Raw genomic sequence first — 24614 nt, 5'->3', positions numbered from 1 at the left:
AAGACCCTCGGCTGGAAGACCCCGGCCGAGGCCCTCAACGAGCAGATACAGTTGATCCCACAGGCCGGTGTTGCGACGACCGGTTGAGTCCGGGCAGTACACCAGTTTCCGGCTGGCCGAACACCTGGATGCGGCCGGTATCGCGGCCTCGATCGGATCTGTCGGCGACGCGTACGACAACGCCCTGATGGAGAGCACGATCGGCCTGTTCAAAACCGAATTGATCAAGCCGCAGCGGCCCTGGAAGACCCTCTCCCAGGTCGAGCTGGCCACCGCCGAGTGGATCGACTGGTACTGCCACCGCAGGCTCCACGGTGCGATAGGCCACGTCCCACCCGTCGAATACGAGACCAATCACTACACGGAACTCACGAAACCCCAGGTCACCACCACAATCTGAGGTCTCTACCGAACCCGGGGCGGTTCATACACCGGCGCCCCGGAGAAGCCGGGTTCCGGCGCCCACCCCGCCCGCGGTTCGAGCAGCAGCCACTCGTCGCCCGCGTGGTCGACGATCTCGCCGCGCACCCCGATACCGGCGCGCGCGTGCTCCTTCGGGTAGCCGTAGGCACGGAACCGGTGATGCCAGATCCCGGCCTCCGTGGTGCACAGGGGGGCCGGGCGGGCGCCGGGCGGTGGGTCACCCGCGAGTTCCAGGACGGCCACGTCCCCCGTGCGGGCCTCGGTGACCGGATGCCAGCCATCCGGCAGCACGGTTGCCCGGAGCGCCTCGACGTGCCGCACGTGCTGGAACCGGACGTACACCGGGCCGGCGGGCGCTTCCTCGCCCCGCCCGATCACATGGGCGCAGGTCAGGACGTGGCGTGGCCCGCACATGACGCCGACTCCGTGCGCCGGACCGTCGAGGGCCTCGCGCCGGATGCTGACCAGCCAGGGCGGCTTTCCCGGCTGACGGCCACGGCTCGTCAGTTCCCCGGGCTCGTTGGCTGAGTCGGCGCACTCTCGGGCCGCGTCCAGCGCAGCCGTACGGCCAAGTGCCCTTCCGCCGCGGTCTTCGCGACGACGGCACCGGCCTCTGCGGTGAACTTCATGCCGAAGTCGATCTCCATCTCCTGCGGGGCGAGGGCGAGCACGCCGTCCACGACCGACCGCAGGGTGGGCAGCGTGGACTCCAGCGACTCCCGAAGCCGTCGCCGGGCCTCGACGATGCCGTCCTCGCGGCGCGAGATCAGCTCTAGGCCCGGGGTGTCGTCGGCGACTTCCACCACGAGTTCGGAGCCCTCCGGCCCCTCGAAGCGCACCAGCTCGCTCACGGGTCCCCCTCCACCCTCGGCCCCGTCCGCACGGCAAGGCCCGGACACTGGGTGCGTAGTCTAGATTCGAACCGGCCTGCTTCACAGGAGAATTCGGATGCGAAGAGGGGGCGTTCGCGCCATCGAAAGGGGGTACGGGACAGGGGCGGGCAAGTACGCCCACCGGCCGGAACGTCGGGATACGCTGCTTTGGACAGCGGTGTGAACAGGGAAGCGGGGGCGTGGATGCCGGCTGTGGACGACCCTGGTGCGCTTGGGTACGGTTCCGGTGCTCAAGCCGCCCTTTCGGCGCTCGGAGTCTCGCTGCGTCGTGCGACGCAGGCGCTCGCGGAGATACGGGATGACGACGGCGTTGCCGCACTCGATGGGCTGTTCGGTCTGTTCGACGTGCTGGAGGAGGTCCCTGCGCTAGCCACCGGGGTTCCTCGTCTCGTGGCAGCCGCCCGGCCCGGACAGCGGCTGGCGGAAGAGTTGGACAAGCAGCTTGCCGAGCTCACCGCGCTCCACGGACAGGTTCGGGACGACCGAACGGCACTGAAACGGCTGGCCGACACCGAGGACGAGCTGGGCCAACGCCTCGCTGAGCACGCGGAGTTGCGGGAGCGCATCGAGGAGCTGCGCCGCCTCGAACGCCTGGTGGACGCGCTGGACGCGCTGAGCGGACAGCAGCAGGTGGTGGACGAGCGCCTGGAGGTGCTGCGCTCCCGGGACACCTCCGCCGAGCAGGATCTGACCGCGGACTGCGGGGCGTTGGTGCGGCTCAGCGAGGACCAGCTGGACGCGCTCGGCCCGCAGACCCGCGAGGCGTTACGCCTGGCCGAGGAGAGCGACGAGCGGCTCGCCGCGAAGAAGCGGGAGCTGGCCCGGGTCAACGCTGAGCTGGACGAGTCGCACCAGAACCTCGAAGCGGTCCGTGCCGAGCTCGGGGAGCGGATTCCGGAGTGGGGGCGTTACGCGCGGGCGAACCGGGAGTTGGCGGAGGCGTTGTCCGCGTGGGAAGGCGTCGAGGGCAACGACACCGGCGGCGACGGTCGCGGGGACCGGCTTGCCAAGGGCCGGACGGCACTTGAGCGCGCGCGCCGCGTCGCCGCCGATGTGGAGCAGCGCCTCACCGACATCGATCGGGTGCTTCGGGAGGCGCTGGAGGAGAGGGACGGAGACGCGAACGCCGGAGCGGCCTGATCTTCCGGCGGTCAGCGTCCAGGGGGCGGGACGTCGTCGGCGGTGAACGTGGAGCGGTCGGTTGCGGTCGGGGCGGTTCGGAGGCGGCGGGTGAGTCGGACCTCCATGGCGGGGACGAGGCGGCGTACCTCGCGGGCATTGCCGAACCCGTCGGGGTCGGCGCGCCGTCGGGCGTCGAACCACAGCCCGGCTCGCTGGGCGGCTTCCGGTGTGAGGACGTAGCCCTGGGCCGCAAGTCTCCGGCGCAGAACCTCGACGAGCTCCTCGGTGCTGTACGGCCGAAAGTCCACGCGCGTGAAGCGGGAGGCCAGGCCGCTGTTGCTGCGCAGGAACGTGTCCATTTCGCGGGGATAGCCCGCGGCGATCACGACGAGCCGGTCGTTCCAGTGCTCCATCTCTCTGACCAGGGTGTCGATGGCCTCCTTGCCGAAGTCGGCGCCCTGGATGCCAGAACCGGCGGTCAGGCTGTAGGCCTCATCGATGAAGAGCACCCCGTCAAGGGCCTCGTGCACGGCTTCGACGACCTGGGGCGCGGTCTGGCCGACGTACTGGGCGATCAGGTCGGCGCGTGTGGTCTCGACGACATGGCCCTTGCGCAGCAGTCCGAGGTCGCGGAGCATCCCGCCGACGGCCTGCGCCACGGTGGTCTTGCCGGTGCCGGGCGGCCCTATGAACAGCAGATGCGGGGGCGCCGGCAGACTCGTGCCGCGGGCCTGGCGGTGCCGGATGAGGTCGGCGAGGTCGATGAGAGTTTCGCGCACCGAGTCGAGGCCGACCATGTCGTCCAGCTCGGACAGCAGGGTGGCGTTCTCGGGGGCGGGCCGGGACAGGAGGGCGCGGTACTTGTCCGGCAGGTCTTCGACGGTGAGCGGTTGCTCGGTGTCGCCGTCGATCCGGTTGGCCCACTCGGCGAAGATCTTCTCGCTGAGGTTGCGCATGGTGCCGGCGTTGCCGAAGTCGCGGCCGCGCGTGAGGTATAGCTCGGTGGCGACCTGCAGCAGCTGATCGGCCAGCGGCTCGTCCCAGCGCAGGCCGCGATCTGCCAAGAACCCCAGCAGGATGGCGTGCAGCACGTCCGGCGGGTAGTCGTGAAAGGGGATGCGCTCGCCGAACCGGCGGACGAGGCCGGGGTCGGCGGCCAGGAACTCGTCGACCCTGTCCGGGTATCCGGCCACGATCACCACGAGCCGATGGCGGTCGTTCTCCATTCGGGTCAGCAGGGCCCGGATGACCTCCGGGAGGAAGCTGGCGCCGTCGCCGCTCAGGCCGTGCACTTCGTCGACGAACAGCACCCCGTCCAAGGCCTGGTCCACCATGGCGTTGGCGTGTCCGGCGGTCTGTCCGACAAAGCCAGCGGTCAGGTCCTCGAGCTTGGTCTCCACCACATGGCCACGGCTCAGTACACCCAGTTCCCGGTACATCTCGCCGACCAGCCGGGCCACCGTGGTCTTCCCCGTACCGGGCGAACCGGCGAACAGCAGATGGGGGGAGGCCGGTTCGGCGTCCGTGCCGCGTCCCTGCGCGCGCAGCAGCCGTTCGGCGGTCATCCGCTTGCGCAATCGTTCCAGATGGTTCTTCACCTCTTCCAGGCCCTTTCGGTCGGCCAGCTTCTCGTGGGCCGGGCGTGTGTCGCGGTCGGGCGCCCCCGACCGGGCGGATCGGGGCAGCCAGCCGCGCTCGGCCAGCTCCTTACCGCTGAGTGGAGTGTCGCCGAGGGACAGCAGGTTGCTGCGCCAGTTCTTCACGGTGAGCTGTTGGGCCGCCATCGCGCGTACCACGGTGTCCAGTCCGCGCCAGTCGCCGATGCGCAGGCCATGGCGCAGTCGCAACCGCTGGACCAGACGGTGCAGTTCGGCCTCGTCGGGAAAGCCCACGCGGACGGAAGGCGTGGCTTGTCGGCGCAGCCGGGCGGCCAGGCCGGGGTAACCGTGCAGCGATTCGACGTACTCCACACAGGAGTCGAACGTCGGGCGGGCGAAGACCAGGACGACCGGGTGGTCGTAGTCACCGTGCCGGGCCCAGTCGCTGAAGAAGGTGTCCAGCGGGCGGGCGGCGTCGGTGTACCGCAGGGTGCTCTCCGCCTCGGTGAGCACCACGGCCGTACGGTCCGGGGGATTCGCCAGATATCCGGCCAGGGTCATGACGGTGAACGGGTCGGAGAGGGCGCGCGGCGGTCCGGGCTCGGCGGGCGAGCCGGTCCGGTCCGCGGCCAAGGAAACGTTCCGTGTCTCGGCGGGCCCGGCATTCCGCTCCTCCGCGGGCGGGCGGACCACCGCCCGGCCGAACGGGCCGCGCAGTTTGGGATGGCGCATGAGCTCCGGCCCTGCGGAGCCCGCCGATTCCGTCGGCGTCTGCGGCGGCGCGTCGGGCTGGGCGCGGCCGGAGGGCCGGGACCGTTCCTCGGACTCCGGGTCCAGGAAGTACAGGGGCCGACGCTGGGAGCTGTAGGCCACATACGCGCAGGACTGGGCGCGCAGCAGGTGCCACAGCGCCCTGTCCAGGTTCCGTTCCCGGTAGTCGGCGCCGATGAAGGTGTCGTCCACGCCGGGCCCGTACACCACGGTGAACGGTTCGCCGACGCTCAACCGCAGGCCGGCGAAGCGGGAGCCGAGCCGGTCGGTCATGAGGCGCCGTCGGCCGGGCGCTCGCGCAGCGGGGCACTGCCCTTGCCACTGCCCTTGCGGAACCGGCCCAGGTCGAGGGCCTCCGGTTCCGGGACGCCGGGCTCGCTCTCCAGCGCCCCGGTCGGAAGCCCTTCCTCCCCGAGCGCCTGCTGTACCGCCTCGACCCGGCCCCGGAGTTCGTGTTCCGCGGTCGTGTCGTAGTCGTAGGAGAGGACGCGCAGGATCTGCCCGGTCCCACCGTCCGGCGCGGGCAGGACCTGCACCACGATCTTGTTGCCGGTCATGTGATCGAGGACGGCGTGGTACGAGCGGCGCTCGTCCTCATCCTGGTACTCGCCGTCCGCCAGCTCATAGCCGCCGATCCGTGAAAGTGTCTCGGCCACCGAATCGACGAGATTCACGCGGAGCTGTGAGGCGAGCATCTGCATGCCGGCCCGGTCCACGACCTCGCCGAGCCGCTTCTCCAGAACTGCGGCCTCGGCGAGCAGTTCGCGCTGCTCGTCGGCGGTCCTGGCATCGTCCCTGGCCCGGGAGAGCCGCTCGGCCACCTGCCTCCGCAGTTCTTCGAGCTCGCCCTCCGACCAGTGGTTCACGTCGAGTTCGACGTCGGGGAACGGCCGGCCGTCGGGCCCCGTGACCGGCCTGACCTCGTTCTGCGTGATCAGGGTCTCGACCAGGACCAGGGCGTCGGTGGCGGCGTCCTGGGCGAGCCGCCGCTCCAGCTCCCGGTGCTCGATGTCGAGGCGCAGTTCGCTGAGGTCGAGGTAGGCGGCCTGCGCAAGGGAGAGCGCGGCCTCGTACTGCCCGGCGTCGCTGTTGCGCCGCGCCGTGTCGAGGTCCAGGCGGAGTCGGTGGAGCCTGCCCGGGGCGTGCCGTTCGTGCGGCAGGGTGGTGGCGATGAGATCGGCCATCGTGGCGCCGTCGGCCAGCCAGTCCCGGGCGGCGGCCGCGGCACGGTCGCGGTTCCCGGCCATCTCGTCGACGCGTCCGGTCAGGTCGGCGATGTCGCGGCGGCGCTGGTCGCGTTCAGCGGCGAGTTCGCGTTCCAGGGCCGCGCGCTGTTCCGCGAGCATGGTGCGGGTGTCGCGTTCGAGGCGGTCCGCGGTGCCGCGCAGCTCCTGCTGCAGGCGCTCGGACTGCTCGCGCAGCCTGCGTCCGGTGTCCCGCTCCAGCCGCTGGGTGTGGGCCGCGAGGCCGGAGAGCGCCTCCTCGGTGCGGCGGGCCCGCTCCTCCAACTGGGCGCGCGTGCGCGCCTGGTCGGCCTCGGTCTGCCGCCGGACCTCCTCCAGCAGCCTTGGAACGTCGCGCCGGACCTGCTTGAGCTTCTGGGCCGCCCGCTGGGCCCGGTACCACTCGGTCTCGTCCACCAGGATGCGCTTCTTGCCACTCATGATCAGTCGTCCTCACCTGGTCGGTCGGCCGCGATCCGCGCCCGGGGGTTCCGGGGCGTCGCGTCGGGGGTCTCGGGAAGGACAAGCCGCGAACCGGCTTCCTCCACCGCGGAGTCGAAGGCCGCGAGCAGCCCCGGAGGCGGGACTCCGACCAGCAGGGCGGTGGTCCCGTCGACGGTGATCTCGGCGGTACGGGACCTGCCCGTGAAGTCGTATCCGCATCCGGCGAGCCGGGGCGTGAGGTGGTGGACGCGCTGGTTGCTGCTGCCCCGCAGCCCCTTGCCGTCGTCCAGGCCGGCGACGTACTGGCCGTCGATCAGCACGTCCAGGAGACCGAGCAGCTCGGTGACACCGGGTGCGGGCGGGTGGGAGCGCAGCCGGTCCAGGCGGTGGCCGGTGAAGCAGATCACCGAGAGGTCGCGCCATTCGCGGGCCGCGCGGACCAGCGCGGCAAGCCCGGCGGCCTGGGCCATCGGCTCGCCGCCGGAGAGCGTCAGACCCGTCACGCCGGGATCGGCGAGCAACTCCTCGGCCAGCTCGGCAGGATCCACGTGGCGGGCGGCGCGGTCCGGGATCCACTCCGGTGCCAGACAGCCCGCACAGTGGAACGGGCAGCCCTGCACCCACACCACCGAGCGGCGTCCCGGCCCCAGGGAATGGGTGCCGACCCGGGTGGCGGCGACGTTGAGTGTGTGGCCGGTCACGGCAGGTCCCGTTCCGAGGGGGCGGGCCGGTCGGGCCGCGCCGTGGGTCGCGGCGGGGCGCTGCGCCAGGGCCCGTCCTCGTCGGGAGGGAGCGAACCGGGCTGCGGGATCGGCAGGGGGTCGGGCACTCCAGCGACTCCCGGTGCCGGCGACGGCTGCCCGTCGAGGTCCTGCCGGTAGGCGAAGCCGATGCCGTTGATCATGACTTCCTCACCCGGTCGGCAGACGGCGTCCGCGCTGCGTGCCGCTGTGCCGTCCGGGCTGTAGCGCAGGTGCAGCTCGACCCCACGCCGGCCGTCGGCCGCCCGGTAGCGTCGGCCGTACACACGGCCGCTGCCACCGATCTGCGGCGGCACGAGCGCCAACTGCCGCCCGCTCAGGACGATGTGGTCCTGCGGGCCGTCGCCGAGCGGGGGCGACAGGACCAGTACGCCGCTCAGGACCGCCCGGTTGCGCCGCAGCCACAGCAGCACGGCCGCGAGGAAGGCCACCAGTGGAACGCCGATCAGCAGGGGCAGGGTCAGCGGCGAGCCGACCTCGGCCCGCAGCCGCAGCCCTTTCGCCGGTCCGTCCACCGCCGCCGGCACCTCGAACTTCACGTCGTCGAGCGTGGCCGCCCAGGGCGTCGCGACCTTGCCGTGCACGGTGAGGCCGACCTCGTCCTCCCAGGTCCGCCAGACCGGCGGCCAACCGGAGTCGGGCTCGCCCCGCACCTGGACGTCGAACTGCCGTGCAGCGCCCGGTTTCAGGGACACCTGGTCCGGCAGGCCGGTGACCGTGAGCGGCTGTCCGTCCAGGGTCGCCCTGAGGCCGGTCACGGTTAGCGGCAGCCGATTGGTCGTGGCGGTCAACGTCAGTGTGGCCGCCGCACCGCCGCTGTCCAGGTCGAGTGCCTTGGTGGGCGACAGCGTGGCCGTGACGCCCTTGTCCGCGTCCTGCGCGATCAGCCGCGCGGCCTTGCGCGCCCGGGTCCGTTCGGCGGCCCGTCCGAGGTACTCGGAGAGGCTCTGGACCGAATCCGGCCGCAGCTCGCTGGTGTTCGGGATGACGCGGGTCAGCTGCGCGGTGCCGGACTCGTCGGTCGCGAGCGGCAGGGAGTAGGCGGCCAGTTCGTGTCCGTCGGCCAGCTTGTCGGCCCGGTCCCGCAGCGCGTTCCAGGCCGGCCCGTCGGACTTGGGGTACTTGGAGCTCTTCGGCGGATCGTGCTTGCCGTCCGTGAACATCACCACGGAGCCGACCTCCGCGGCGTCGGGTCGCTCTAGCTCGGCCAGGCCACGGTCCAGGGCCGCTCCGATGTCGGTCTGCGCACCCGAGGGACCGGCTTGGGCGGGCAACCTGCCGATGATGCGCTTCGGGTCGGACGGGTGGCCCAGATAGACCGTCTCGGCCTTGTCCCCGAAGGTGAACAGGGCGACGTAGTCCTGCGGCGACAGGCCCGTCAGGAACGGCAGCAGCGCCGACCGGACCGACGAGTACCGCCCCTTGCTCAGCATCGAGCCCGAGACGTCCACCAGGACGACGTAGTCGGCGGGAACCTTGTCCAGGCCGAGCTCGGAGTAGATCTCGGAGCGGCTGGGCGCCGATCCGGCCCGGGTCGGATCGGCGGCCGGACGGGCTACGGCGGGAGTCGTCCCGGACGCCGCGGCGGCCAGGGCCGTGAGCACCAGGGCGGCGAGCCCGGCGACGGCACGGTGGACAGTACGGGCGCGCGTTCGTCCCGGCCTCGGGCGTGGCGGCGGCTTGTTCATCGGATGAGAGCTCCTCGGGCACGGCGGGCGGTGGGGACGGGAGGTGGGGCGGATCAGGTTTCGGGCGGGACGGGCAGTGGGCCGAGCGGAAGGCGGGTCTCGGCGTCCGGGCCCTGCGCGACCGGGCGCAGCACAAGGTCCGCCGCTCCGTCCGCGCCGACGCGGACACCGACCCGGCAGAGCCCGTCCGGTGTGCCGGTGGGCAGCGCGACGTCCGGCAGCGGGACCGGGCGGCCGCCGGGGCCGACGGCCTCGATGCGCAGCGGGCGCCGGGCCGCCGCCTCGGGAAGCACCTCGGCCGGTCGGCCGTCCCGGGCGGCGAACACGGTGTCGCCGCCCGGCTCTAGGACCCCGGGGGCGGCCAGTTCGAGCTCCTCGGTGTGCAGTCGGCCGGCCCTGCGGGTGTGGGTAGTGACGCGGACGGCGTACGGGTAGCGGTCGCAGGGGTCGGCGAGGCCCGCCGCCACCAGGGCGCCGCCGGCCGCCGCGGCGTACCCGGCGTCCACGTCCGCGGGCAGCGGAACCAGCCGGTGGCGCTCGCCCAACTGCCGGGTGAGCGGCTCCAGCCGGGCTAGGCCTCCGGCGAGCAGCAGGGGCGGTTGCTCCATGGCGTCGGGCGGCGCGGCGACCTCGGCCAAGGCCCGCCGTACGGCGTCGATCAGCGGCGGAAGGGACGTCCGTACGGTCCCCGCGGTGATGTCCCCGTCACCCAGGCTGTAGACCAGGGTGTCGTCGAAGGGGTCGGGGCGGCTCATGGCCCGGGCCACGGCGAGCCCCAGTCGGCGGCCGTCGGGGTCGTCTTTGCGCGCGGCGGCGAGCAGGCGGTGCCCTTCCTCGTCGTCGGGCAGACTGGCGGCGGTGAGGAGTGCCGCGTCAAGTGCCGTTCCCAGAAGGCCACTTGGCCCCGTCTCCTCGGCGGTGGCGGGAAGAAGAACCGAAGGGCCGCTCAGCGTGCAGCGTGCGGCGTCGACGGCGCGGGCCCCGGCGTCGCACACGAGGTACTCCCCGGTGTCGGCCGCCTCGCCCGCGGTGTGCCGGACCAGGGCGAGCAGGGCGTGCGCGGTGCCGATCGCCCGCACCCGTGGGCAGCCCGCCTCGGCGAGGGCGTCCGTCGCGGGGCCGGCCAGCGCACGCGCGGTGCGGCGGGACAGGACGACCACGGCCCCGGCGGGCGGACCGTATCGGGCGAGGTAGACGCCGTATGCCTCGCGCAGCGCGGCGACGAGCCGGTCGCGTTCGGCGGCGGGCCGGTCGCGTACGGCGGCGGAGAGCGGCAGTCCCTCGCCCGGCACGTCACCGGGCAGCGGTACCGGAAGCGGCGGCCCGGCGCCGCGCCGCGCGGTGGCGAGCCGGGCGTAACGAGTGCCGATGTCGAGGGCGATGGTGTGCGGTGGGTTCATGGGCGGTCGTCACCTCAGCCCTTCCGCCACGGGAGCCAGGACTTGCTGCCCCGGTCGGGATCGGTGTCGGTGCCGGGTACCGGGCCCCTCGGTGCGTCGTAGGGCAGGCCTGCCGAGGACTTCGGCTTCTGGCGCATGAGTTTGATCCCGCGCTCGACGCTGTCCTTCAGCTCCTCGTGGCCCTCCAGTGCCCGATGCCGGACCAGGTCACCGAAGCGCAGCTGGGAGATGGAGTAGTAGAGCAGGTCACCGAGCGCCTGCTGGCCGGAGCGCCGGTTGAGGTGCCTGGCCAGTCGATGGACCGCGTCACCGCGTCCGGCGTGATCCTGGAGCCAGGGCTTGATCGCCTCGAGCACGGCAAAGGGGTACTCGATGGTCTGCGCGCGCCTGGCATACCGGGAGTGGGGGCTCGCCCGCACGATCGCGTCGCCCAGCTGCTCGGGGGCTGCCGTACGGGTGGCGACGAGCCGGCGGATCTCGGAGGTGTAGGCCAGCCACTGGAGGTCGGGGCGACCCCTCAGACGGTGCTCCCACGGCGCGGGCATGCCGTGGGTGATCCAGTCCCCGGCGTGTGTCAACAGCTCGGCGATACGGCTGAGCAGGGGGCCTTCCAGGCTCTCCAGACCGCCTGCGACCGGGTCGTCCTGAGGGTGGGTCAGCTGCCACAGGACCGGATAGGGCACCTGGTCGAGACGGTTGCCGACCAGCGCCGCGGCCACCGTCTCCTGCCCTCGGCCCGGCAGCCCCAGTCGCCGCAGCAGACGCCTGAGGACGCCAGCGTATTCGGCAGCCGCCTTGCCGTCGTCCGCAAGGAGTCGGGAACGTGGCAAGTCCCACTCGAGCAGGGGGAGTTGGATCAGATCGGCCCAGGCGGCGTGCTTCCCCGCAAGGCCGGGCTGCCTCGGTACGAGCATGTCGATCCGGCGGATCAGGAAACCCCGGTCCTCGTCGGTGCCGCTCTGCCCCGCAGCGACGTCGTACAGCTCTGGTTCGAGCCAGTCGAGCACGTCCGGATTGCGGGCGTGACAGGCGAGGTACAGGCCGGTGCGCCAGGCGGTCGCGGAGACTGCGGCGAACGCCTCGATGCTCTCCTCGTCGCGCGGGGCGGCCGACAGTTCGCGGTGGATCAGGGCGACGCCGCGCAGCCAGTGCGGCGCGTTCGGCTCGGTCACCGAGGCGGGCCGGCGCAGCAGTCTCAGAACCAACCGGTCGTCCAGGGTGCCCCGCTCGGCGTTGACGTCGAGCCAGGCCAGCGCCAGTTCCGGACGGCGGACGAGGACGGCGTGCACGGCGGCGGCGCTGTTCGCGTCTAGGTCCTGCTGAATGGCCTGCAGCAGCGTGCCCCGCGACCGCAGGCCGTTCGGTGCTTCGCGCGCCCCGCCTCCGTCGAGGTAGCCGGTCAGGACCACGGTGTGGGCCTGCCGGTCCCATGACTCCGCGGCGGCCGCCAGGTCGAGGATGCCACGCACCCGCTGCGGGGTCTGGCTCTCGGCGGGCCAGGAGTTGAGCTCGTCCGCGAGGGCCGCACCGACCCGGGGGGACCAGTGCTCCAGGAGCAGGCTCCGGGCCAGCTCGCGCTCTGCCTCGGAGCGGGCGCCGGGCAGGGTGCGGCACGCCAGATGACGCGCAATCTTCGCGGCCTCCGGCTCGATCAGGCTCTCCAACGGGGACCGGCTCAGCAGCCTGGCCACATTGCGCAACTCGCTCGTGCCTTGGTCGATGTCCCCCACCACCATCGCCTGGAGGTCGAGGTCCCGCAGATGCTGCAGCGCCTGTTCGGCGTCGTGCGGGGTGAGCGGGGCCCGATGGGACAGCAGGTGGGACAGCAGCGCCTCGATGCCCTTCTTCTGCCGCAGCCGCAGCAGCTCCGCCACATAGGCACGGCCCTGACTCGTGCAGGGCTCCTGCGGCGGCTGCCCGGCCAGTACGGCATGGCACTGGCTGCCCCGGGGCCGTAGCGCGAAGGTCAGCCGCAGCTCGTGGTCGGCGCCGTGACCGGCCCAGGTCGCGCCGGTCAGCCAGGCGCGGCTGCCGTACGGCAGCAGGGCGCAGATCCCGTCGAGCACGGCGACCCGGGTGACGGCGTTCAGACCGGCGTGCTCCGGGGACAGCGTGATGGCCACGTTCCGCCCTTCGAGGAGCAGTGCGGCGGACCGCGCGGCCCACTCGAACCCGATGTCGTGCTCGATGTACCGGGCCAGCTTCGCGACCGTGGTCGGTGCCGCGTCGAGGACGATGTGTGGCGGGTGCACGGCGCCCGGGTCCGTGGTCGGCCACTCGGTGTCCAGGGCGGCGTCGTAGAGCGAGGACCAGGTCAGCCCGGCGTCGCTGGTCGGATGCCAGTCGACCAGCAGCAGCCGGGCCGAGTAGCTGTTCCGGCCGGTGGCGTCCCGCCCACCCGACCAGGTGGTCTCCACCAGGCCGGTCACGGGCCGGCCGGCCTCGGTGCCGCCGAGAAACGCCACCCAGGGCAGCGCCTCGGGGGCATGGGCGCGGTCGGCGCGTGGCGTCTCCGTGGACGCGGCCCAGAAGTACTTCTGGGCGATGCGGGGTTCCACGCTGCCCGCCTGCACGTCGTAGGCCACCTGCCCCGGTGCCTTGCCCTGGAGGGACCAGGCGGCGTGCACCGAGGCCCCGGCCGGCGGTTCGCTCACTTACGCCTCCACCACTGCTTGCCATCGCGCGGCTGCCGTTCGGCCGTGCCCCGCAGACCTCTCTCAAGGGCCATCAGCGGCTCGATGACGTTGATCGGCGTCGGCGGAGAACCGCAGATCCGCTGGCCGTCCGGCTCCACATTGACGTAACTGCGGTAGTCGAACTGGTTGTTGGCGTTGAGCCGGAAGCCGATGGCGGAGCTGGCGTGGTAGGATATCCGGTCGGGGTGGAAGAAGTTGCCGAGGGCGTCCCGGACCAAGCGGGCGCTGCCGCCGCGGAAGCTGTTGCAGATCCAGTCGAAGAAGCTCTGCGCCTGGTCGCTGGGGACACGCGGGATGGCGCCGACCTGCTCCTGGGTGACCCAGCGGGCCCGCAGCGCCGGCTCGAAGACGTCCGGGTGGTCGAACTTGGTGATGCACACCGCGACGTGGTGCGGCAGCCGGCCGTTGGCGAGGAGCCGGCCCTCGTCGCGCACCCGGGCCGTCATCTGACTGGCCATCCCGTAGAAGTAGTTGATGCTCGCGGTCTGCTGGTTGGCGTCCAGGAGGGGGTCGAACAGGTAGACAAGGCCGCCGCAGCTCGTCAGATGGGTCACGGCCTGCTCGTGCAGATCCTCGGCGACCTGGTTGGACCTGGGGTTGAACGCCTCTCCCGGGAGGTCGAGCACCTCCAGCGCGAACGACATCTGCCGGGGGGTACCGCGGCCCCGGGCGCCCAGTGTCTCGCCGTTGAAGGACCATCTGAGGTCGCGCTGCGCCCGGGTCGCCTGGGGGAACCGCTGCTCCGACACGAGCTGATCCACACTGTCGTGCAGGAACTCCGTGGAGGAGGGGTCCATCCCGGCGACCACCCAGTTCACCCCCTGCCGGCGGTGCTGCATCGCGGCGATGGGTACGGCGCCCAGGAACGTCGTCTTCCCGGAACCGGAGGCTCCCCACACGCCGATCCTGACACCGACGGGAGCGGGCCCGTGCAGCTGGGGTATGGCCTGCGGTGGCTGGATCCGGTCGGCCACGGTATGGCTGTCGAGGGCGGCGGGCTGGTGCGGCTGGTGTTCGGGGCGAGAGGGCGGGACGGGGGCCGGTGCGGGGGCGTCGGGCCTGCCGTTGAGGGCGAGCGACTGCCAGTCGCGTTCCGTGTTGGCGTGCCCGTTGCGGGACTGCCCCCGATCCGGGGAGCCTGCCTCGTCCCCGTCGCCCTCGGAGTCCGGGCCAGGTCGATACTGCGGTGTCGTCATGGACTGGGTCAGCTCCTAGATGGGTCGGATTGCCGTGGGGGGAGGAGCGGTGCGGCGAACGCGAGCGGGCTGCCGTCGGTGTCGCGGGTCTGCTCCGCGGCGAGGGACAGCGCCACCCGCTCCGCCGAGTCGACGCCGGGCCGGAAGTGGAGGCTGTCCGTGACCGCCAGCTCCTGCCAGGCCCGGGAGAGGTAGTGGCGCAGCCGGCCCCCGCTGGGTACGCCGGGAGTGGTGGGCGCGGCGAAGGGCTCGGCGCGGACGCCGACCCGCACGCCCCGGTGACGCAGGGTCCACAGCTGCTCCCGCCAGTCCACGCCGCCCGGGCAGCCGGGGACCAGGCCTGCCTGCTTGGGCAGGGCCGGCGGCCGGCCCCCGACCACCAGGAGTGCCCGGTCGACCGACTTGGGGGGCTGCCCGTCGGTCATTCGGGCGGCGACCCTGAGCGCGTCCTCCAGCGAGGAGGTGAGGGTGTCCCGGGGCAGTTCCTCCAGGGGGAGCTCCCGCAGTTGCCGCAGCGCCCGGCCGGGTGGCCCCGGCTGCACGGAGCGGATGAACTTCCGGTCGGGCTGGTGCTTGTTGCGGGGGTCGTGGTCGTAGTAGCCGATCACGGCGATCCGCAGGCCACCGCCCGCGCCGGCATAGCGTTCCGCGGCGCGAATCAGGTCCCTCGTGAAGCCGACGCGCTCGGCGACCTCGGCCCGGTCGGTGCCGGACATCTCGACTGCGCAGATGAGCTCCAGAGGTCCGGGCAGCCAAAGGTGCTGCGGCACGCGGTGGATCACGGCGTACGGGCTCGGTGCGTGTCCGTCCGGCGCCTCGGCCAGGATGCGGCCGTCTTCTGTGTGTACCTCGATCTCGCCCGGCCCGTGCAGGACGAAGGTGAGGCGGGCGGAGCCGAGTACGGGCAGTTCGGCGCCGGGCATGCGGATGAGCGGGGGGCGGCGGTCTTCCGGGCGGTAGTGACCGGCGAGCAGCGGCAGTACGACCGGCAGGGTCTCGGACGGCCCGGCGGGGCCGCCCGCCGCAGGCCGCCGGGGCAGCACCGGCGGGCCGCCGTACACGGTGACCGAGGCCGTCCGGGTCTCACCGGGCGCGAGCCGGAGACCCGCCTCGAACAGGACGTGGTGGTGGAGTTCCACCCGAACGTGGTTGCCCGCGCGGGTTCCCGCCCGCGCCAGGAGCAGGGTGTGCGGTTGGCGCAGTGGCGCGCCGCGCAGCAGTCGGCGGACCCGGGCCGTGGTGGCGGACGCCGTGCCCGAACCGGGTGCGGCCTCCGGGGGGCTTTCGGCACTCACCGCGCAGGACTCGTGCAGCACGGCGGCAGCCCGGTCGAGGAGGGTCCAGCCGGGGTTGCCGCGCAGCAGCACCACCGCAGGGGGACGGGGGCCCGTCCCCGCGCAGGCATGGGGCACGACAGTGTGCAGCCAGTCGCGCACGGCCTGGTCGAAGCGCAGGCGGTCTACCGGCTCGACGGTGCCCACGCCTCCGCCGAGCTGGAAGCGGCGCAGGGCGCCCGCGGGGGCGAGCCCGGGGACCACGTCGGTCCAGGACGCCTCGGCCTGCGAGCGCGCGTGCGGCAGGCCGGCGGCGTCGGCGCCCGCCCGTACCACCGTTGCCCGTTGGGTGCCGAACTCGACGAACAGCACCTCGGGCACCTCACCGGTGGTGAGCCGGTGCAACAGGTCGGCCAGGGCATGCGGTTCGGCGGCCACCTTGGGGGTGGGGGGCGCGACGGGGCCAGGGCGGTCGGCGGGCTGCGGGATGCCGGAGGGCGCCAGGCGAAGCAGCCCGGCGATTTCACCCCGCTCGGCCGGATCGCTCAGCGTGCGCCGGGCCGCGTCGAGATCCCAGGCGTGCGCGGCGGCGGCCAGCTCGGCCGCCGCAGACCGATGGTCCTCCTCGGTCGCGGCCCCCAGGACCGGATCCCCGTTGATCAGAAATCCGCAGGCCCGGCACCGTCGTTCGCCCCGCCCCGGGTGGAGGCAGACCGGACAGGGCACCACCAGGCCAGAGCGCTTCTCGTCAGCTCCGGAAGAGAGCAGCACGTTCGCGGCGCCCTCTCAGAGCAGCCTGGAGCAACATCCGCACCCGGCACGACCCTTGATGGATGTCACATCTGCCCCCTTGCCCCTGCTTTGCTGCGGCTTCCCCCTCGCAGCGGCACAGGGCGGTGCCAATGCGAGGCCAGAAGCCCGGTCCGAGATGAGCCCGAGGAGCTATCCAGTCACACCGGGCTCGGTAGTCAACTCCTAGACGCCCAGCTTGATTTCTTCGGTTCCCTCCATCGGAGGGCCTATTGTCGCGAGAGCGTTCCCACGCCGCAACCGGTCCTCTGCCTTCAGGCGTCTCGTGAGCGCACTTGTGGGCGCCTTGGTGCGCGTCCTCGTACGCGATGAGCCCCCTCACGCCGTGTCGTACAACACCGACGACCTCCATACCCGGCGCGAGCCCGAGCGACCCATCGCTCAAGTCAACCGGATCGTCCGGTCAGGGACTGGTCGCGGTCGGGGCCGTTCTTGGCCGAGAATTCGCTGCACCACTTCCACCGCCGGAGAACGCACCACGAAGTGGACGTCCCAACGCGCACCCAGGGTCTCGGCGCCCGCCTCGGCTGCGGCGGGCGAGCACAGCGGAAGCCGCCAGCACGGCGCAAGCTCTCCCCGCTCCCGCCCTCGGGGCACCAGAGTACGAAGACACCCTGCTCCCGCAGTTGGGCTCTGATGGCCGCCCCATGCTGCCTGGGGGCAGGATTCGCACGGTGATCGTCATTCGCCTTCCCGATCGGACTGCCCGGGAGCGCTGTATCGGGCAGAGCAATGGACGAAGGCCTTCTTCACCCGGTCAGCCACATGATCGGCAATCCGGACCGAGAGCCGGACGCGCTGCGGCGGCGGCCCGGTCCCGTACGAGACCCGTGAGGAGGCCGGACAGCCGCCCCGCTGCTCCATGGCCGGCATCCGCACCGCACACCGTCGCCGCCGTGGCCGACTACCACAGTGGTCGGCTCGCCGTCATACTGCCGCACAGCCTCATCGCCACCGGGTGAAGTTGTGAGACTGTCTTCGGACAGTTCGTGTTGTGTGGATTGTCGTGGCCGAACGGCGGTACGGGGAGAAGGGGACATGGCCATATCGAAGGAAGACGCCGATCGACTTGTCGCGGCGGCGCGGGAGTTCAGGGACGAGGGTTCGCAAGAGGACTGTGCGGCCGTGGCCGAGGCCTGCAACCATGCGATGGAGGCCGGGGCTCCGCTGAGCATCACGCAGCCGACGGTGGAGCTTCTGGCCGCCTGCCGTGCCAGGATTCCCCAGGACGACCAGTGGCAGGCCGATCTGCTAGGACTTGAGTCCGCAGCCTGGCATCACCGGTACCGCCGCACCGGGGTGGACGAGGATCTGCGGCGGGCGACCGTGGCAATCGACACGGCCTGCACCTTCGCCGGCCCCGGTCATCGTTCCCACCATCGGCTCCGGGCCCAGCAGGCCCTCATTCACTCGTTGCGGCCGGGTTCGGGGGCGGTTCCCCTCGATGTGCTGAGAGAGGCGGTGGAGGCCGGCGACCCCAATCCGCGCAACCACGCGGTCTACATGCTCAACCTCGCGGGCCAGTTGAATCTGCGTTACCGCGTCACGCGCGATTTCTCCGCCCTGGACGAAGCCATCGGTCTTGCCGAGCGGGCCCTTGCTCTCGACACCCGTACGGACGACGACGACTACTCATGGCGTCTGCTGTGGGCCGGACAGCTCTACGCCCAGAAGGGATACGACACCAGGAATCCTCCGATGCTCAAGAAGGGGGTGGAACTGCTCCAGAAGGCCGTGACACAACTGCCGCCCGGTCATTCCTTCCTGCCCGGCCTGCTCAACCAGCTCGGAGGCGCCATGCACATGCACGCCGAGCTGAGCGGTCCGGGAGACGCCGCGCGCAGCGAACTCGCCGTGGCCGTCCACATGATGCGGGCTTCACTGCGCATGACCGACCCGACGGTGCCGGACTACCCCACGTTCGCCTCCAATCTGGCCATGGCCTTGAGGAGCCTTTCGAAGGAGACCGGGGACCCCTCCCTGCTGGACGAGGCGATCGACACGGCCGAGAAGGGAAGCCGGGCAGCCGCCGCCAGCCCCACGGCCCGTGACGCGGAGACCCTCACCCCGGTGGCAGGGCTCCTGCGCAGCATGCGGGACCGGGACGACCCCGCAGCGGCGATCCAGGCGCTCTCCACGAGTTTCGACGGATCCCACCGGCTCGACGCGGTCATGGCAGGACAGCTCGGCGCCGGCCTGGCTGCCCGGGTCGGCGACTGGGAGACCGCCGCCCGGCTGACCCTGCGCGCGGTGGAGATCCTTCCGCACGCCGCCTCGGAGGCGCTGAGCGTGGAGGACCGCGAGAAGGGCCTGTCCAGGATCGCCACCAGCCTGGCCCGTGACGCCTGCGCGCTCGTACTCCGGACGGGTGGTTCGGCGGACCAGGCGCTGCAAGCCCTGGAGACGGCCCGGGCGACGCTGGTCGGCCAGGCTCTCACCCGTCGCAGCGATGCCGATCTCGATCCGGTTCGTGCGCTCGCTCCGCACCTGGCGGAGCGCATGCGGGAACTCCGGACGGACCTGGCGCAGGTGGAGGACGCACCCTACGGCCCGGCCGCCGACCGCCGTCACCGGCTGACCAACTCCATCCACGAGGTGACACGGCAGATACGTGCCGTTCCCGGTCTGGAGGACTACCTCCGCGCACCAGGCACGGACGTGCTGCGCCAGCGGGCAGGGGCAGTCCCGGTGGTCACCCTCAACGTGAGCAACTACCGGTGCGATGCGCTCGTCCTTCGGGCCGGCGAGAAGACCGGTGTCGTTCCGCTGTCCGCTCTCGTCCTGCACGACGTGACAGAGAATGTCCGGCGGTTCACCACCGCGACGGCCGAGCTGACCCGGTGGCCCGCGCCGGGGCCCGTCGCAGCGAAGAAGCACCAGCAGGTGATGCGGGAGGTTCTCGCGTGGCTCTGGGAGGCGGTCGCGGAACCAGTGCTCTCCGCGCTGGGCATCACATCCCCTCCGCGGGACGGCGGTCTCCCGTCCCGCCTGCGCTGGTCGGCGACCGGCCCGCTGACACTGCTTCCCCTACACGCCGCCGGGCTGCCCGACGTACCCGGCGCGTGTGCGGCGGACCGTGTCGTCTCGTCGTACACGCCGACCCTGAGGCTGCTCGGCGACGCTTCTTCCCCGGTCGCGGGGACGAGTCGCCGTGAGGGGCACCTGGTCGTTCCGGTGCCCCGCTCCTCGCTCATGCCGCACCGGCCGTTGGAAGGTGCCGGGAGGGAGGCGGCGCACGTGGTCTCCACCGTACCAAGGGCTGTGCCCCTGCCGGAGGAGGCGGTGTCGGCGCTTGCAGTGAGGGCCGGTCTACGGGGTGCCCGGGGCGTCCACTTCGCCTGTCACGGGCAGAGCGACGCGCAGCACCCGTCACGCAGCCAACTGGTCCTGCGAGACGAGACCCTCACCGTCGCCGACCTGATGACGGAGCGACTGGACGGTCTCGAGTTGGCCGTTCTCTCGGCCTGCAGCACGGCACACGCCGGTGAGCAGCTGCCCGACGAGGTCCTCCACCTGACCTCCGCCTTCCGCGTCGCGGGGGCCCGCCATGTGGTGGGCACCCTGTGGGAGACCGGCGACCGGTCCGCGGCCGAGTTCACCAAGGCGTTCTACACCTCTCTCGGCGCACTGCCGTACGACGGCACCCGGGGCACAGCGGACGACAGGGTGGCTGCCGCTGTGCACAGGGCGGTGCAGCAGGTCCGCGCGCAGCAGCCGTCCCCGCGGGCCTGGGCACCCTTCGTGCACGTGGGCTGACCTGTCGCGGGCCGTTGACCCAATGCGACATCAGGGGCGTCGTGTCACGGGCCGCCGGATGCGGCGCCACGCCTGCGGACCGGCGGCCCGGACGGAGCCTGCCAGCGCTGCGGCGCGGGAGTAGCGGGAGGGGCAGTAGCGGCGAGCCGCTTGTGGAGCACGGGGGCCAGCTGCAGCCCCACCTCGGCAGGGGAGGCGGCCGACGGAGGCGTGATACCCAGCGAGCGCGCCACGGGACGTAGGCCGACGTCGACGGCGCTCTCCACTAGTGCGGCCAACTCGACCGTGTGCTGCCGGGCGAGCACCCATCCGGCGCACAGCACCACCACACCGATCACTGCGGCCGGCCACCACCAACAGCCCAGGACCAGGTAGCCCAGGCCCCAGGCACCCACGATGGTGGCGGACTCGACCGCGGTGATCACGGCCCGCAGTTCCTTCCGCACGTGCGGAGCCAGGACGAGCCAAAGCCGGGGCCAGAGCATCTCCAGGTCGATCTGGTAGTAGTCCGACACCCGTTGCTCGACGTCCCGCATGTGCCGTCCCAGGGACCCCGGCCACCGGGCGAACCACAGGAGCATCACCACCTGTCCGGTCAGCCTCGCCGTCAGTCCGGCCAGTGCCGCCAGCACGATCAGCCCGGCCGCGATCGCCCCCAGGGTGCCGGGGCGAGTGTCTTGCGCGCCCTCGTACCAGCCGGAGACGGTATCGGCCAGGTGATTCCGGTCCGTGGCATGGCTCTGGCCCAGAGCGGAGGCCACCCAAGCGGCGGTGACGAACAGGCAGCCGGGGAGGGTGAGCAGGGAGAGCCAGCGCTCGACGACTTTGCCGCCGAGCCCGGCGAGGAACCCCGTCATGACGGCGATGTCCACTTCTCAGGCATCACAGCCTCCTGGACCGAGCAGCGCCGTTGCTCCTCAGGTGCGCCCGCCTCGGCGTCGCGCGAGCAGACCCCGTTCGGACAGACGGCCCGGAGGACCGCGCCCATGCCGCCCCGCAGCCCTGGGATCATGACGTAGCCCCCGCCGCGGGAGGCCTCGACCTCCTGGCCCATGGACCGTAGGACGGCACCAAGCCGGTCCGTACAGTCCTCACCCCGGGCCGCAGCAGCCACGCATGCCTCGAGTTCGGCCCGCTGGGCCTCCGTCTCCGCAACGTCTCGCAGTTCGTCCAGATAGGTGCAGCACCACGCGATGAGGTCGGATCCGGCCACTTGTGCTTCTCTCCCCCGTACCGACCGTGCAGTCACGGCCGTTCCCTTCGGTCCCTGGGCAATCTTCAAGAATTATAGGGAAGTTGAAGATCCGACGCACTGGCCACTGAGCGACTCTGCCACGCAAAGTTGAATGTGCCTGGACTAGTAGGGCTTTGTTAGGTCCCCCGGCTGATCCTTGCCGGATAGGGTGTGATCTTCTTCCGGGTGTGACACCTGAGGAGATGGAGACGGTCCGCCCGCGCCTGGAGGCGTTCGCGGCCCAGATGCTGGATTCGCTGCCGCGGCGGGACCAGCGGGCCAAGGGCGAGCTGTACCTGCGCGGGCTGATGCTGGACGGCAAGCGCAAGTCGATGCAGCCGATGGCCGAACGCCTGGGCGTGGACCACCAGCAGCTCCAGCAGTTCGTCTCCTCCTCCACCTGGGACTACACCACGGTCCGTGAACGGCAGGCCCGGTGGGCCGCAGCGCACATCTCCCCGGAGGCGTACGCCATCGACGACGTGGGCTTCCCCAAGGACGGCTACGACTCCCCGGGCGTGGCGCGGATGTACTGCGGCGCGCTGGGCAAGCGGGGCAACTGCCAGATCGGCGTGAGCCTCAACCTGGTGTCCGACCGCGCCTCGGCGGCCGTCGACTGGCGCCTGTTCATGCCCGACAGCTGGGACGATGCCACGGTCGGCGACGACAAGCTGCTGGCCGAGGCGATCCGCCGCCGCAGGCAGCGGGCTGGCATTCCCGAGGCCGAGCGGCACCGGGAGAAGTGGCGCCTGGCCCTGGACATGCTCGACGAGGCCCGCCAGGACTGGGAACTGCCCGATCTGCCGGTGGTCGCCGACGCCGGCTACGGGGATGCCACCGGCTTCCGCGAAGGGCTGACCGAACGCGGTCTGGCCTACGCCGTCGCGGTCAAGAGCACGACCACCGCTTACCCGGGCGACGCGGTTCCCGAACAAGTGCCGTACTCCGGCCGGGGGCGCCCACCCGTCCCCGCCTACCCTCAGCCGCACACCACCTTGCGCCAACTCGCCCTGGATGCAGGAAGGTCGGTGGTGCGGGCGGTGACCTGGCGCCAGGGCAGCAGGACCAGCAGGCACAACCCCCGCGCCGAGATGCGCTCGCGCTTCCTGGCGCTGCGGGTCCGCCCCGCCAACCGCACCATCCGCCGCTTCGCCGACGGCTCGCTGCCCGAGTGCCGGCTGCTGGCCGAGTGGCCGCCGGGCTCCGCCGAGCCCACCGACTACTGGCTGTCCACCCTGCCCGCCGACACCCCCCTGCGTGACCTGGTCCGGATCGCCAAGATCCGCTGGCGAGTCGAGCACGACTACCGCGAGCTCAAGGACGGTCTGGGCCTGGACCACTTCGAGGGCCGCAACTACCTCGGCTGGCACCGGCACGTCACCCTGGCCGCCCTCGCCCAGGCGTTCTGCACCCTGCTCAGGCTCGACCCAAAAGCCCCTGTGCCGGCCTGACCCTGTACGCGGTCCTCCGTGAACTCCAGGCCCTCCTGGCCACCTGGACCGGCACCTGCTCGATATGCGGCCGACCTGCACCGACCCCAGAACCACACCACAGAACCTAACAAAGCCCTAATAGTGGCGCGCCAGACCCACTCCGAGCAGCAGCGATGAGTTTCCGAACGGCACACGGTCGGCGCGCGGTCGCGACGAGGACGGGGCGCCCTGGGCCCGGTTCCATAAACGGGCCCTCAGCTTGACTCTGTCGGGGATCTTGGCTTCGCTGCGGTCAACTGCTGCTGGATCGCCAGGACTTCGGCCGGTGGATTTCTTGCTGATCGAGGTAGTTCTGGAAGGCGGTCGGCCGGCGGGGTGGGGGCACTTCCCCGGTCGGCGGCAGTCCGCTGAGGCGCTCGATGTTGACGGCGATGGCGGTCAGGACGTGCTGGAGGTGGGCCTTCGGCTGTCCTCGGTAGCGGCAGCGGCGCATGCCGTGACCGTGGGCGAACTCGTTGACGGTGCCCTCCACTCCGGAGCGCACCGCGTATCGGGTCTTCCACTCGGGTGTCTGTTGCTCGGTGCGGACGCGGACTTGCAGGTCGCGGAGTTCTCGCGGGGGAAAGCCCACGTTGCGGGCGCTTTCGCGGGAGGTGGTGCACCGGGTGCGGGCCGGGCAGGGCTGGCACTGGCCCTTGGTGAACCGCGCCACGATCAGCGGGGCCGCGGTGGGCGAGGACGTCGGGTAGGGGCCGTGCCGGCCCCGGCTGACCTGGCCCTGGGGGCAGGTCACCTGCCTGAAGTTCCCCCCGCGGTCGGGACAGCTTGATACTGGGACGTATGAGTCCCGGAGGAAGCAGTCCAGGTAGTGAGTAAGAAGAGCAACACGAGCAAGCGGTACACGGCCGAGTTCAAGAAGGACGCCGTCGAGCTGGTCCGTTCCTCCGGGCGGACGGTGACGGAGGTAGCCCGGGAGCTCGGGGTCAGCGCCGAGGGCCTGCGGGGCTGGGTGAAGCAGGCCGCGATCGACCGGGGCGAGGGCCCGACCGGCGCGCTGACCACGGCCGAGCGCGAGGAGCTGGTCCGGCTGCGCCGGAAGGTGCGCGAGCAGGAGCAGACGATCGAGGTGCTGGGAAAAGCGACCGCCTTCTTCGCGAACCACAAGACGAAGTAGACGTAGCCGCGCGCTACGCGTTCATCGATGCGGAGAAGGCGTCCGAGGCCAACCCCGGCGGCCGGCCGGTCGCGTTCTTGTGCCGGGTGCTGAAGGTCACGCGCTCGGCGTACTACGGCTATCTCGCGGCGAAGCCCGCGGCTGAGGCGAGGCAGGCGGAGGAGGACGAGCTGGCCGACGAGATCCGGAAGATCCACACGCGTTCCCGGGGTGCCTACGGCGCCCCGCGCGTGACGGCCGCACTGCGGCGCAGGGGACGGCGGATCAACCGGAAGAAGGTCGAGCGGATCATGCGGGAGCGCGACATCCGCGGTGTCACCCGCCGCAAGCGCCGCAGCCTGACGAAGGCGGACACCAAGGCCGCACCGTCGCCGGACCTCATCGGGCGGGACTTCACCGCCGCCGAGGCCGGCACGAAGCTGGTCTCCGACGTCACCTACCTGCCCACGCTCGCCGGCTGGTGGTACCTGGCCACGGTCATCGACCTGGCCACGCGCGAGGTGGTCGGGTACGCGATGGCCGCCCACCACCGGGCCGAACTCGTGGTCGACGCGCTGAAGATGGCTGCCGGCCGCGGCGCGCTGGAAGGGGGCTGCATCGCGCACTCCGATCGCGGCAGTGAACCCGGACTCAACCGGTCGTCGCAACACCGGCCTGTGGGATCAACTGTATCTGCTCGTTGAGGGCCTCGGCCGGGGTCTTCCAGCCGAGGGTCTTG

18 protein-coding genes and 1 pseudogene are annotated in these 24614 nt (G+C 71.7%); 6 read left to right on the top strand and 13 right to left on the bottom strand.

Going from position 1 to position 24614, the window contains the following annotated elements:
• Positions 1-133 precede the first annotated feature (133 nt).
• A pseudogene (locus AB0I73_RS34780) lies at positions 134-400 on the top strand (integrase core domain-containing protein); the annotation flags it as partial.
• A 5-nt stretch (positions 401-405) separates the two neighbouring features.
• Here the strand turns inward: AB0I73_RS34780 and AB0I73_RS34775 are convergent.
• Positions 406-837, bottom strand: coding sequence for a serine protease (locus tag AB0I73_RS34775; RefSeq protein WP_363044227.1), 432 nt, complete (start codon positions 835-837; stop codon positions 406-408).
• 89 nt (positions 838-926) lie between these two features.
• On the bottom strand, positions 927-1274 hold the full coding sequence (locus AB0I73_RS34770; protein WP_363044225.1) for a CU044_2847 family protein: 348 nt from the start codon (positions 1272-1274) through the stop codon (positions 927-929).
• A gap of 432 nt (positions 1275-1706) precedes the next feature.
• Between AB0I73_RS34770 and AB0I73_RS34765 the strand changes: the two genes are divergently transcribed.
• A complete protein-coding gene (locus tag AB0I73_RS34765; protein ID WP_363044223.1) occupies positions 1707-2456 on the top strand; it encodes a hypothetical protein in 750 nt (249 codons plus the stop codon).
• An 11-nt stretch (positions 2457-2467) separates the two neighbouring features.
• On the opposite strand, the gene AB0I73_RS34760 is transcribed toward AB0I73_RS34765, so the two are convergent.
• From AB0I73_RS34760 to AB0I73_RS34725, 8 genes are read right to left on the bottom strand one after another with little or no spacing between them, the layout of a single operon-like run.
• The gene (locus AB0I73_RS34760) at positions 2468-5080 is read right to left on the bottom strand and encodes an AAA family ATPase (RefSeq protein ID WP_363044221.1); all 2613 of its coding nucleotides are present in this window, start codon (positions 5078-5080) and stop codon (positions 2468-2470) included.
• The gene (locus tag AB0I73_RS34755) at positions 5077-6471 is read right to left on the bottom strand and encodes a hypothetical protein (protein WP_363044219.1); all 1395 of its coding nucleotides are present in this window, start codon (positions 6469-6471) and stop codon (positions 5077-5079) included. The genes AB0I73_RS34760 and AB0I73_RS34755 overlap by 4 nt, the downstream gene beginning before the upstream one ends.
• A 2-nt stretch (positions 6472-6473) precedes the next feature.
• The gene (locus AB0I73_RS34750; RefSeq protein WP_363044217.1) at positions 6474-7175 is read right to left on the bottom strand and encodes a 4Fe-4S single cluster domain-containing protein; all 702 of its coding nucleotides are present in this window, start codon (positions 7173-7175) and stop codon (positions 6474-6476) included.
• A complete protein-coding gene (locus tag AB0I73_RS34745; protein WP_363044216.1) occupies positions 7172-8923 on the bottom strand; it encodes a vWA domain-containing protein in 1752 nt (583 codons plus the stop codon). The genes AB0I73_RS34750 and AB0I73_RS34745 overlap by 4 nt, the downstream gene beginning before the upstream one ends.
• A gap of 53 nt (positions 8924-8976) precedes the next feature.
• Complete coding sequence (locus AB0I73_RS34740; protein WP_363044214.1) at positions 8977-10323, bottom strand: hypothetical protein; 1347 nt, start codon at positions 10321-10323, stop codon at positions 8977-8979.
• A 14-nt stretch (positions 10324-10337) separates the two neighbouring features.
• A complete protein-coding gene (locus AB0I73_RS34735; RefSeq protein ID WP_363044212.1) occupies positions 10338-12977 on the bottom strand; it encodes a hypothetical protein in 2640 nt (879 codons plus the stop codon).
• Positions 12974-14215: a hypothetical protein gene (locus AB0I73_RS34730; protein WP_363044210.1), complete on the bottom strand. Its 1242-nt coding sequence runs from the start codon at positions 14213-14215 to the stop codon at positions 12974-12976. Before AB0I73_RS34730 ends, AB0I73_RS34735 begins: the two co-directional genes overlap by 4 nt.
• Positions 14216-14223: 8 nt before the next feature.
• Positions 14224-16260: a hypothetical protein gene (locus tag AB0I73_RS34725; RefSeq protein ID WP_363044208.1), complete on the bottom strand. Its 2037-nt coding sequence runs from the start codon at positions 16258-16260 to the stop codon at positions 14224-14226.
• Positions 16261-17337: 1077 nt separating this feature from the next.
• On the opposite strand from AB0I73_RS34725, the gene AB0I73_RS34720 reads away from it, so the two are divergent.
• On the top strand, positions 17338-20055 hold the full coding sequence (locus AB0I73_RS34720; protein WP_363044206.1) for a CHAT domain-containing protein: 2718 nt from the start codon (positions 17338-17340) through the stop codon (positions 20053-20055).
• Positions 20056-20099: 44 nt separating this feature from the next.
• Here the strand turns inward: AB0I73_RS34720 and AB0I73_RS34715 are convergent, their stop codons facing one another.
• Entirely contained in the window at positions 20100-20927 is an 828-nt protein-coding gene (locus AB0I73_RS34715; protein ID WP_363044204.1) for a hypothetical protein, read from the bottom strand.
• On the bottom strand, positions 20909-21268 hold the full coding sequence (locus AB0I73_RS34710; RefSeq protein ID WP_363044202.1) for a hypothetical protein: 360 nt from the start codon (positions 21266-21268) through the stop codon (positions 20909-20911). Before AB0I73_RS34710 ends, AB0I73_RS34715 begins: the two co-directional genes overlap by 19 nt.
• Positions 21269-21477: 209 nt before the next feature.
• Between AB0I73_RS34710 and AB0I73_RS34705 the strand changes: the two genes are divergently transcribed.
• The gene (locus tag AB0I73_RS34705; RefSeq protein ID WP_363044200.1) at positions 21478-22740 is read left to right on the top strand and encodes an IS701 family transposase; all 1263 of its coding nucleotides are present in this window, start codon (positions 21478-21480) and stop codon (positions 22738-22740) included.
• Between the two features lie 274 nt (positions 22741-23014).
• Here AB0I73_RS34705 and AB0I73_RS34700 read toward each other — a convergent pair whose 3' ends face one another.
• Entirely contained in the window at positions 23015-23515 is a 501-nt protein-coding gene (locus tag AB0I73_RS34700; RefSeq protein WP_363044198.1) for a transposase, read from the bottom strand.
• Between the two features lie 75 nt (positions 23516-23590).
• Between AB0I73_RS34700 and AB0I73_RS34695 the strand changes: the two genes are divergently transcribed.
• Together AB0I73_RS34695 and AB0I73_RS34690 are read left to right on the top strand one after the other, a co-directional pair.
• Positions 23591-23896 carry a transposase gene (locus AB0I73_RS34695; protein WP_363044196.1) on the top strand — a complete coding sequence of 102 codons (306 nt, stop codon included), beginning with the start codon at positions 23591-23593 and terminating at the stop codon, positions 23894-23896.
• A 23-nt stretch (positions 23897-23919) separates the two neighbouring features.
• Positions 23920-24579, top strand: coding sequence for an IS3 family transposase (locus AB0I73_RS34690; RefSeq protein WP_363044229.1), 660 nt, complete (start codon positions 23920-23922; stop codon positions 24577-24579).
• Positions 24580-24614 lie beyond the last annotated feature (35 nt).

It is taken from the genome of Streptomyces sp. NPDC050388, assembly GCF_040655635.1.
Taxonomy (GTDB): domain Bacteria; phylum Actinomycetota; class Actinomycetes; order Streptomycetales; family Streptomycetaceae; genus Streptomyces.
Note: the sequence above shows the minus strand (reverse complement) of the source record. Positions and strands in the feature narration are given on the sequence as shown.